This is a genomic window from Fibrobacter sp. UWB5, assembly GCF_002210295.1.
In the GTDB taxonomy this organism is placed as follows: Bacteria; Fibrobacterota; Fibrobacteria; order Fibrobacterales; family Fibrobacteraceae; genus Fibrobacter.
In genome coordinates this window covers 264,669-275,760 of sequence record NZ_MWQH01000005.1, presented here as the reverse complement: position 1 = coordinate 275,760, position 11,092 = coordinate 264,669, and the positions used below count along the sequence as shown (strand labels likewise).

Annotated in this window: 6 protein-coding genes; 4 read left to right on the top strand and 2 right to left on the bottom strand. The window is 51.4% G+C overall.

Annotated elements, in window-relative coordinates; translation table 11 throughout:
- The 4 genes from B7989_RS09470 to B7989_RS09455 form a co-directional block, all read left to right on the top strand.
- Positions 1-754, top strand: a 754-nt coding sequence (locus B7989_RS09470; protein WP_304529068.1) for an FISUMP domain-containing protein, incomplete at its 5' end; no start/stop codon positions are given.
- 507 nt (positions 755-1,261) lie between these two features.
- On the top strand, positions 1,262-2,545 hold the full coding sequence (gene glyA / locus B7989_RS09465; protein WP_088628253.1) for a serine hydroxymethyltransferase: 1,284 nt from the start codon (positions 1,262-1,264) through the stop codon (positions 2,543-2,545).
- A 185-nt stretch (positions 2,546-2,730) separates the two neighbouring features.
- Positions 2,731-4,392, top strand: coding sequence for a carbohydrate-binding protein (locus B7989_RS09460; protein WP_088628252.1), 1,662 nt, complete (start codon positions 2,731-2,733; stop codon positions 4,390-4,392).
- Between the two features lie 81 nt (positions 4,393-4,473).
- On the top strand, positions 4,474-5,304 hold the full coding sequence (locus B7989_RS09455) for an ABC transporter ATP-binding protein (protein ID WP_088628269.1): 831 nt from the start codon (positions 4,474-4,476) through the stop codon (positions 5,302-5,304).
- Here the strand turns inward: B7989_RS09455 and B7989_RS09450 are convergent.
- Entirely contained in the window at positions 5,301-7,211 is a 1,911-nt protein-coding gene (locus tag B7989_RS09450) for a BamA/TamA family outer membrane protein (protein WP_088628251.1), read from the bottom strand. The two genes, B7989_RS09455 and B7989_RS09450, sit on opposite strands and share 4 nt — an antisense overlap.
- A complete protein-coding gene (locus B7989_RS09445; RefSeq protein WP_088628250.1) occupies positions 7,208-11,092 on the bottom strand; it encodes a hypothetical protein in 3,885 nt (1,294 codons plus the stop codon). Before B7989_RS09445 ends, B7989_RS09450 begins: the two co-directional genes overlap by 4 nt.

The window sequence follows — 11,092 nt, the reverse complement described above, 5'->3', positions numbered from 1 at the left end:
GCGCAATGAATATAGTAGCTTATGCTACCCTCTTATTAAACTCCTGCATAGTCCAACCATAAAGCCCTATGTGCCGCACCCCAATATGGAAAAACAGTTTGCATCAAATATTGATTATGAAACATTTGTCGATGAACGCGATGGTCAGGAATATAAGATTGTTACAATTACAATTGATAATGGTCTTGCCAAGACCCGTACATTCTTTGCAGAAAACCTGAATTTGGGAAAGCAAATTATGGCAAATGCGACTGAGTTCAGTGACTCGGTGGTGGAAAAGGTCTGCTACAACGATGATGAGTGGTATTGCGACAATGGTTTTGGAGGTCTCTATACGTGGAGCGAGGCCATGAACATCCCTAAAAAGTATGATACAGTTGCCGTTGAAAAACTCGATACAACGTATTTTGATAATGGTGAATACATTAATCAATACATTCAGGGAATATGCCCGAAGGGTTGGCATATCATGACGGAAGATGAATGGCGCCTTATTGGAGGGGGTGGCAGAGTTAATTCCAGGGCTGTATGGGGTGGGTATGACCTTTACGGTTTCTCGCTTCTTCCGGTAGGAGTTGCTATTGAGGGAGGGTTTTATTCATATGGTGAATTTGCTTATATGTGGCTCCCTGAATTGTGTAAAGAGCGAGATGATTGGGGTAAAGCATCTAGGTTAAGTAAACAAGGTATTGTGTGGGATTCTGGGTCGGAACGGTATAATTATTTATCGGTTCGCTGTACGAAGGACTATTAAACAAATAGTCTTCTAAAATGCCCTAAGGCGGAAGAAGATAAGTCGTCGAGCGAACATTCGTCGGCCGAAGGCCGAATCCATGTGAGCTTAAAGCCCCATGCGTTAAGCTGGGGCTGTAGCGAGAGTGAGGCGTAAGACGAACGGTCGTGTAAGAGTGAGACGAGCACATTTCTGGAGCCGTGGGCAGCGGTAGGCAGATTAAAGCCAGGGGTTTTAGGGGGCAGAGCCCCTTAGGCGAGGGGGTGCTGGAAGACCCGGCTATAGGTATGCTTGTATTTGGCCGAAGCGAATGTTGTTAGCAAGCGAACGAGCCACGGAATTTTCCGTGATAGTGAGCGGGTAACAACATCGCGAAGGCCATGCACATATGCCGGGGCTGCAAGCAGGGGGATTCCTCCCCCAAATAATGCCCCTTTAAGCTTGTTTTTAGAAAAATCTTTAGTCTCTCGTCTTGGGTCTCTCGTCTAAAAAGCTATATTTGCGCCGTACAAATCAAGGAGTAGCTAAATGCTCAAATCTACACTGCAACAGACCGATCCGGAAATCTACAACATCATCCAGGAAGAAGCCGAACGCCAGGAATATGGCATCGAACTCATCGCTTCCGAAAACTACACCTCCAAGGCCGTCATGGAAGCCATGGGCTCCGTGCTGACCAACAAGTACAGCGAAGGCTACGTGGGCAAGCGCTACTACGGTGGTAACGAAGTGATCGACAAGATGGAAGCTTTGGCCATCGAACGTTGCAAGAAGCTCTTTGGTTGCGACCACGTGAACATCCAGCCGCTGTCCGGTTCTCCGGCCAACGCCGCTGTCTATTTCGCCGTCCTCAAACCGGGCGACAAGGTCCTCGGCCTCAAGCTCGACCACGGTGGACACCTTTCTCACGGCCATCCGGTGAACTTCTCCGGCATGCTCTACAACTTCGTGCAGTACGAAGTCGATAAGGAAACGGGCCGCATCGACATGGACAAGGTCCGCGAAATCGCTCTCCGCGAAAAGCCGAAGATGATCCTCGCCGGTTTCTCTGCCTACAGCCGCAACCTCGACTGGAAGCGCTTCAAGGAAATCGCCGACGAAGTGGGCGCGCTCACCATGGCTGACATTTCTCACATTGCCGGTCTCATTGCCGGTAAGGCTATCGAATCTCCGGTGCCGTACTTCGACATCGTGACGACCACCACCCACAAGACTCTCCGTGGCCCGCGCTCTGCTATCATCATGTGCAAGGACCGCACCATCCAGAAGATGGTGAAGGGCGAACTCAAGGAAGTTTCTTTGGCCAAGGAAATCGACAAGGGCGTGTTCCCGGGCATGCAGGGTGGTCCGCATGACCACGTGAACGCTGGTAAGGCCGTTGCATTCCTCGAAGCTCTGCAGCCGGAATTCCAGACCTACGCCAAGAACGTCATCAAGAACGCTCAGGCTCTCTGCGCCGAAATGCAGAAGCTCGGCTACAAGGTGATTAGCGATGGTACCGACAACCACCTCATCGTGGTCGACATGACCTCCAAGGGCGTTTCCGGTAAGGAAGCTGAAGTGGCTATGGAAAAGGTCGGCATCTCCTGCAGCCGTTCTACCATCCCGTTCGATCCGCGCAAGCCGATGGATCCGTCCGGTGTCCGTCTCGGTACTGCCGCTATCACGACTCGTGGCTTCGATGAAGAAGACTCCCGCGAAGTGGCTCGCATCATCGACCGCTGCGTGAAGGCTAAGGACGACGATGCCGCTCTCGCCAAGATCCGCGAAGAAATCGTGGCTCTCTGCAAGAAGCACCCCTTGTATAAGTAATGTGTAGCGGGGCAAACGCTCCGCGCCTACTTAAGAAATTGCCCTCGGTTCAAAGCCGAGGGCTTTTTGTATGGTTTGCCGATGCGACGCTCGCTTGCGAGCTTTGTATTTATGTCCATATTTTTTTTACGGAAGGGCGTGGATTTTTGTGGCGAAATAGGTTAAATTACAAATAAGGAGTTTTTATGGAATGTTTGAAAGTTTCGCTTGGTGCGGCGTTGTCGTTTGCTGCCGTTTCTGCATTTGCAGGTCCCATCACCACGGTACCTTGGAACGGTCACCCCGGTGCAGCCACTTTCACCTTTGACGACGGTTTGCATTCGCAGACAACGAACCTGACCTTCTTGGACAATATGCCCGATGTGTCGGTGACGTTCTTTGTCTGCACGAACACGATGGACTTTTCGACCAATTCGCAGCCGCACTTGAATTATGCGAAGAAGGGTCACGAAATCGGCAACCATACGATGAACCATAAGGATTTGACCAAGGAAGGCAACCCGGGTTCTGAAATTAGCGGGGCTGCCCAGAAGTTGCGTAGCATGGGCCTTGAAGCGACCTCTTTGGCGACGCCGTATTGTGCCCAGAACGCGACGGTCAAGAATGCGATTAACCAGGAACATTTTATTAGCCGCGGTTGCGGTGGTGGCGGCCTTACGAGCTGGGACACCGAACCGGATTGGATGCAGATTGATTCTCATTACTGGCAAGGAAACGGCAGTACGGTCAACGGCTTTAAAGGAAGCCTGGACCAGGCGGCCAGCGGTAGCAAGTGGCATGTGCAGCTGAACCATGGTGTCGCTGCCAACTGGGATATTATTTCTGCAGCCGACATCAAGACGCTGATTGAATACGCCGTGCAGAAGAATCTGTGGGTGGCAAGTTTCTCGACGGTGGGCGCTTACTTGCGCGCACACTTCACTATCGATAAGGCGACCTCGACGAACACTTCGACCGGGTTTACGGTCAAGTGGACTTCTCCGCATGCGCACATGCCCAAGAGCGTGCCGCTGCGCGTCAAGATTCAGGGTGCCCAGGGCAAGACCGTGAGCCAGAAGGGCAAAGAAGTCAAGCCGAATTCCGATGGCACGTATACCATTGAATTTATGGCTCTCGAACTTGAAGTTTCTGGTGAACCGATTGAAGTCAAGCCGTTCAAGGGCGCGATTGAAATCCCGGGAACGGTCGAAGCCGAAAATTACGATACTTACGCTTACAGCGATGCTGATGGCAAGAGTGACGAAACAGGCTACCGCAGCGATGATGCTGGCATTGTGAAGGCGGGTGACGGCTACGCTCTCGGCTATACCACTGCAGACGATTACTTTGAATACACCCTCGACGTGAAGGCTGCCGGCAAGTACAAGGTGGTCATCAACGGTGCGACGGGCAATTCGACGGCATCTAGCGTGACGGTTTCCGTGGGCGACAAGAAGGTTCAAACCGAAATTCCTTCGCAAGGCGACTGGAACACTTATTCCGAAGTCGAAGCGGGCGAATTGGAACTGGCCGCAGGCAAGCAGACGCTCCGCCTGACCATCAATACCGATTACGTTAACGTGGACTGGATCAAGTTCGTGAGTGTTACGGCAACGGAATCTTCTAGCTCCGAGACACCGGAATCAAGTTCTTCGAGTACAACCGGTTTGTTGCAGAATGTGGTCTTTGCCGCGGGCCCCGCAATGGTTCGCTGCCAGGTGTTCGACATGAACGGCAAGCTGATCAAGTCCGCAAATGTAATGGCTAGCTCTACAAGCGAAGCCTGGAATAGCATGAAGGCTGGTCTCCGCGATGGCGCTTACATGATGCGCGTCGGCGACAGGGTCGTGTTCCAAGTGCGCAAATAAATAGATCAAAGAAAGAATTTTGCTCCCGAGATTAGATGACTCGGGAGCATTTTTTGATGGCTATAATTCTATATTGTGAATATGTTCGCAATCAAGGCGTGTGACATCTCGTTTACTTACCCCGGCGCGCAGGCGAAGGCGCTTGCTTCGGTGATTCTTGAAATTCCCGAAGGCAGTTTCTTTGCGCTCCTGGGCCCGAATGGGGCGGGCAAGACCACGTTTTTGCGACTCTTGTGCGGGCGATTCTCAAAGTTTTCGGGCTCGCTTGAAATTGCAGACGGTTTGCGCGGCAAGAACGGTTTTCTTGACCCTTGCGCCTGCGGAATCTTGCTTGAAAATCCGGGCGTTTACCCCAAGCTTTCGATTGCGGAATACGTGGACTATTTCGTGGGCTTTTATGCGGCGCGCAATCCCGAGTGGAATGAATCCGCTGCCCGCGAGCGAATCGCGACTCTTGCAAAAAAGCTGGAATTGCCGAGTCTTGAAACTCGCATGGGCAAGCTTTCGCTGGGTAACCGTCAGAAGGTGCAATTGCTGCGTGCCATGGCACCGTCTCCCAAGCTCTTGATTCTCGATGAACCGGTTGCAAACCTAGACCCGATGGCCCGCGAAACTGTGTGGAGCCTGCTTGCTGACTGGCGCAAAAACGAAGGCGGTACCGCTATCGTTTGCTCGCATATTCTGGCTGAAATGGAAGAAGAAGCGACCGATTTTGCCATCATCGACCGCGGACAACTTTTGAAGAGCGGGCGAGTCGCCGACCTTGCCGGCGAATCCGCGACTTTCAAAGTAGATTCTGCAGCTTCGTTAGAGCAAATCCATGCAGCCCTCGCTGCGGCTGGAATTAATGCGAATATTACGCCTGCCGCATCGAATCTCGCGAATGTCTATCGCGAAACGGTCGGCGCCTAGAACGTTTGCGACAGGTCGAAGGCGAATCGGCCGGAAGCGAAGTGTTCCAAGTTCCAATTGCTCAAATCCTTCTTGAATGCATAATCCAGGCGGAACGTCAAGAACTGCCAGCGGTAACGAATGCCGAATCCCAAGCTTTCGTCTTCTTCGGCGGCGTACTTGCCGCTTTCGCTGTCGGTTACGCGGGCCCAGTCGTAGAACTGCACAATCTGCCAGCGCTGCCAAGACTTCCACGGGAATGTCCAGCGCACTTCTTGGTTGAATCTAAAGTAAAGCGGTGTAAGGCCCGTGTGAATGTCGGTAACCTCTTTTTCTTCGCCGGTGTCTTCGTCGCGCACGGTGTATGTGCTGTCGTAGCTTGCGTAAATACTGCGGAATCGGTAACCGCGTACAGAACGCGTACCGCCCTGGTAAAAGATTCGGGCATCGTCTTCAAGGGCCTTGGCAAAGAATCTACCGACGCTTCCGCTAACGGCTCCGTAAAAGGTCCAGAATAGCGGGTGGTAAAGGTTCACCGTCATTTCGCCATAGGTGTAGGGGTCGCCTACCATGGTCGGGTTTTGAAGGTCGGCTTTCCAGTTAGAACCCGCGCCAAGTGTGGGAGCAAGTCGTATACCCTTTGTCGGGTTGAAGTAGTCGTCGGTGTAGTCAAAGGTGAGCGCTGTTTCGCCTTTCAGCTTGAAGAGCTTGTCTTCGTTCTTGTTCACGTAACGGGTATCGAATGTGCCGCGGAAACGAATGCGCTTCGTAATACCGAAGGTCAAGTCTGCGCGGTTGATGATTTCGTAACGTTCTTCCAAGCTGTCGGGGTATGCCGGCGGGTTGATTTTTTCGTGGTTCAAAGTAATGCGGTCTTCAAAGCGGATGGCCGTCGGAATAAAGCTGAACGAGGTTCCGAATAAGAGCGGGTTGGCGTAACCGACAGAGGCTTCTTGCTTGTGCTGTGCAATTTGAGCGCTTGTCGAAAATTCGTGGAAGTGACCAAAGAAATTCTTGTGCTTTGCCGAGGCGAGTGCTCCGAACCCGTAAATTTCTTCGAAGAAGAACCCGTAGCGGGTTTCGCCGGGCACGCGTTCGGTCACGTTCAGGTAAACGTCTGAAAGGCCGTCTTCCCTGAGCGAGTCGCTCATCTTGATTTGAGTAAACAGCTGGGTCGAGAAAAGCTTGTTTCTAAAGGTGTAGTACTGGTTACCATCAATGATTTCGCCTTCGGGAATGCGCCATAGGCTAGAGAGCCATGCCGTATCGGTAAGGCCTGTTTCCGAAGTGACCAAGTTCGGGTTGCGCCTGTCTTTAGTACGGCGGCTAGAAGAGGCGATGTTTCCCATCATGACTTTTGCGCCCGGATCAACGGTAATCTGCACCAGAATCTTTTTGCGCGTCGTGTCAATCATTTCGATAGAAGAAAGCGTAGAATGCAGGTAACCTTCGCGGCGGTAGGCCTTTTGAATGTCTTCCAAGTCTTCGGCAATATCGTCTTGGTTGTAAAGGTGGTCTTGGGCGATATTCAATTTCGATTCGTCAATTTCAACCCTGCGGTCTTCGGGAACAATCAACTTGACTCCGCTAAAGCGGTAACGCTCGCCATCGCGAATGGTAATGAAGTAACCGCGAATGCTGCTGTCTGCTGAAACGATGTCGCGCTGGATATCCATTGACAAATCGAGACTGTAATAACCGCGAGAATAGTAGAGCGCCTTGATGTTTTCAAGTGAAAGACGCATCATGAAGTCTTGCTTGGTCGTATCCATCTTGCCGAATTCTTCGGGAATGTCAAGCTGTTCTTCAAGCTGGAAGGTCGAGAAGGCCTTGTTACCCTTGATGTTTACGTACCACGGGTGCTTATCGTCATCGGCTGCTAGGCATACGAAGGTGAATGCTAAAAGAAGGAATAGGATCTTTTTCATTTTGAATCCTCCTTTTGCTTAGAGGGCGATTCGATGGCTTCGCAGCGTCCAAGGCCAAGAATACACGGGTTCCAGAATCGGTACATGTAGTTGATACCGACGTCTTTTTCGAGTCGGTCGTTACTTCCGGCACCGGTATTGGTCAAATACTGCTTAGATGTCAGCATACCGTTCAGGTACAAGGTTGGCGACAAATGGTTCTCGTGCGAGTAAATGTCTTCTTGGAATACGGGCAACGTGTAGTTGATGCCGAATTGGAACGACTGGTCGTAAGTGGGGCTTACGCTCTGGTCTTGAGTGTAGCCAAAGATCAAACTCAAGTCCTTAACCCAGCGGTCCAGCGAAATCGGAATCTTGAAGTAGCTGGAGTCCTTATCGCCGGTGGTGTTGTTTTCAAAGAACATCACCTTCATTTCGATATCACCAATGTAGTCGCCGCCCAAGGTCTTGTTGGCCGTTGTCGAAATCACCTTACCGATTGCCTTACCGGCAAGTTTGTTCCAGTCGGTTTCTTCGCCGTTGTCGTTTGCAATACAGCCTAGCAAAATGTTGTAGTAAATTGATGCCGCCGAGGCGTCGGTGCCGCAGTTAGACGAGGGAACCGCCTGCAGGTTCGAAATAGTTCCTTGCAAGTCTAGGTTAATCGGACAAGTCTCTTTTTCGGTCTCGTTCGTTTCGGCTGAACAGTAGGGGAGTTCCTGACTGCTGCTCACGTCGACAACGCCCTTTTGCCACGGAACATCGTTCCAAGAAATCATGAACGAATTCAAGTCGAATTCATAGATGTCCTTAACACCGATAAATCCGCTGTTCGTGTTCGTTATGTCGCCGCGTAACAGCGGACGCACCGTATTGCCAAGCACCCAAATATCCACTGTAAGCGGGAAGGTTGCAAATGGTGTTACGACAGCCATGGAATCTGTCTGAGAGTCGCTGATATGCACCGCAAGGTTAATGGGGCTTGATACAGAAATCTTTTCTTCTTTTGCGCCTTCCTTGCGCATCTTGGCGACAAAGTTGTTGAACATGGTCAAGTACTTGTCGAGAGCTGCAGGCGTAATGTCAATGTCAAAGTCGCGGTAGAACACCATCTTGTCAATTGTAATATCGCCTGTAATGGTACTGTTCTTGATGATGCCTTCTTGACTATGCGGAATCGCGAAACCGATATTTCCGCGGGCAATGGCTTCTGCATCGCCGTAAATTACGTTGTTAAACTTGTAAGAAATCTTCGGAATGTTCGCGGTCACGCGCAACTCTTCTTCGCTGTCGGTCATGGTAGAATTGATGTCTTCAAGCACAAGGTAGTGCGACTCGGTCTTGATTGAATAACGGTCGGAATGCACGTTGATAGAATCAATCTTCATGCTGTCGAGGTTGAACTGCAGCGTTCCCGAAATGACTTCGTCGTTTTCATTCTTGGTTCTTGCTTCGTAAATGTTCAAGAGACCGTCTTCCACATGGCCGCGCATGTAAATCGGGAACTGCACCTTTGTTCTAGGCGGTTCGTATATGGTGGAATCCAAGCTCATGTCTGCGGTAATTCCGGTAAGTCCCTTTCGCAGATCGGCCGCAATGTCCACATGCAAGTCGGTATTCTTGATTTCGCTGACCGTTCCCGGAATGAACCAAGAACCGTTTGCGTCTACAGTTCCCTTGAATAACAGGTCGTTGTCAATAAAGCCTTCGGCCCAAACCGTGCCGCCGTTGTCACTGCCATGCGAGAAACTGACGTGACGCTTGTCGCTAAACACGTTGTTGATAATCACCTGCGTGTTGCCGGTCCAGCCGCCGCCACCGATGTCCAGGTATGCGTTCAGTTCAACCTTGTCGTTTTCGGCAAACACGTTCAGCTTTCGAATGTTGAACAGGTCGGGCGGAATCTTTCGGAATTTGATGTCGGCAAAACTCAGGTTTCCAATGAGCTTGTTGCCTTGGTTGTATGTGAGGTCACCGTTCAGCATGCCTGAGGTGAGCGTGCTGTCGTTAAAGCTTTCAAGCAGTAGCGGAATACTGAAGTCGTGCGAAGAAATGTTTGCGAATAGCACTTCTACAGGTAGGAAGGTCGTGGGCTTGAAGTCCGGGTTCGAATCGTTAGGCAACACGAATACGGTTGTTGCAGTAACGGAGTTTCGGTTATGGATGGCCTTGAAGTGGTCGATGAACAGCGTGTCTCCGTTGGCGCGGAGAGATGTTTCGAGCCCGACGTTGAAAGCGTCCAAACCGCCATCCACGGACACGTCCATTTGTCCGAATCGGTTGTCGAAGTCGTGGTGCCATTCGCCGCTTACCTTGCCTCGAATGTTTCGTCCGAGTTTGATATCTGAGAACGGAATCGTTTCAAAAACCACCTTGTCGGCCAGAACGTCGAGCGCAATCGAATCTCCGATGTGCACGTACGCGCTTGCGCTGCCGCCGTGCTGCTGTCTTACGTTCCAAGAGGTGTGCGGGTGTTCGTCATTCCATTTCACGTCGCCGTCAAAGTCAAATGTTTCGTTCGGAGTGTAAATGACACCGTTCGTAAAGTCGATTCCCTTCTTGTTGAGGGCGAGCGTCACCTGCAGAGAGTCTGCCGTTATGTGGTAGGCGTTGATAATCGAATTGACCTTCGCGAGAATTTTCAGGTAATGTCCGTCAAAGGATCCGTATGCCTTCGTTCGCGCGCCCAAGGTCAGGTTGCCTTGCGTCCAGTCTAGTGCCCACGGTTCGTAAGGGGAAATGTCACCGGTAAAGGTGAGCGAAAGCGAATCCTTGAGATGAACTTCAGCGTCGACAAGTGATCCGTGCCGGGTTTCGATTGAAACGGTCAGCTCGTTGTCGATTAGTTCGCCCGATTTGATTTCCATGTCAAGCGGCATCATCTGTGGACCGAACATCGCGTTCATGCGGTCGACGCGCCCCGTGAAGAACACGTTCCTTTCTTTATCGACGTTTCCGTTCAGTACGATCGTTCCGCCTTCGTCGTTCCTGAGAACCACATCGGCATCGATGTTTTCCATGTCGCCCGAAAGGTTTACGGTCACGTTTTCGGCAAGCAGCGGCCAGAAAGCGCCCACTCTCGTTTCAATCGTGGCGTCGTATGAGGTGCGGTTCTTTTGCAAGTCGACGTTGGCCGTAGCGGATACCTTGACCTTGCCGAGTTCGGGTACTGCCGGCGGCAGCTCCACCGGAATCCAGTCTTCGGGATTGGTGATGGTTAGGTCTGTGCTAGTCTTGATTTTTCCGAGGTTGTCCTTGGGCGCTTCGACATTCAAGGCGATAGAATCTTTCTTCGTCTTGATCTTGCCGTCAAGCTTCAATTTGTCGCTGCTGAAATCTGCGTTCAGGGTAACGCTTGCCGGCGCCGAGATATAGTCGCCTTTAATGTTTCTTGCGCTGATGGAAAGAGCCTTTTGCCCGCGGCTTTCTACAGAAATATTGCTTGCTTGCCAGCTCTTGCCGTCCGAAAGGTTAACGCGCGCCTCCTTGACGTCGACTTGCGCCGGGATGTGAATTTTCAGTTTTTCCGGGAATTTGGGAATGCTGTCGTTTTTCTTCGACTTTTTCTCGTCATTTTCCTTGGGAACGTCAATGTCTGCAATCACCGAATCCATGGCGAGTCGAATGCCCTTGGGTTCGCCAAGCAAGGTGATTTCCAAATTGGGGTTGGCTACCTTGATATCGGTCCCGTCCATTGAAACCCGGATCGAATCGAAATGGTGGGTCAAAAGGTCGTCCATACGGTGCCCGTGAGGGCTAATCGTAATACCCGCGACCGTGTGCGGAGTCGACAGGAATCGTTCCACGAGCGCATGCAGGAACCAGACGCCAAGGGCAATGGCGCCAACAACAGCCGTGGCGAAGGCGGCTGTTCCTAGAAATGTCGTCGGTCTCCTGATCAA

What these genes read in the sequence shown, in the direction of transcription:
- B7989_RS09450 (WP_088628251.1), bottom strand. Translation starts at nt 7,211, where the DNA reads ATGAAAAAGATCCTATTCCTTCTTTTAGCATTCACCTTCGTATGCCTA.
- glyA (WP_088628253.1), top strand. Translation starts at nt 1,262, where the DNA reads ATGCTCAAATCTACACTGCAACAGACCGATCCGGAAATCTACAACATC.
- B7989_RS09460 (WP_088628252.1), top strand. Translation starts at nt 2,731, where the DNA reads ATGGAATGTTTGAAAGTTTCGCTTGGTGCGGCGTTGTCGTTTGCTGCC.
- B7989_RS09455 (WP_088628269.1), top strand. Translation starts at nt 4,474, where the DNA reads ATGTTCGCAATCAAGGCGTGTGACATCTCGTTTACTTACCCCGGCGCG.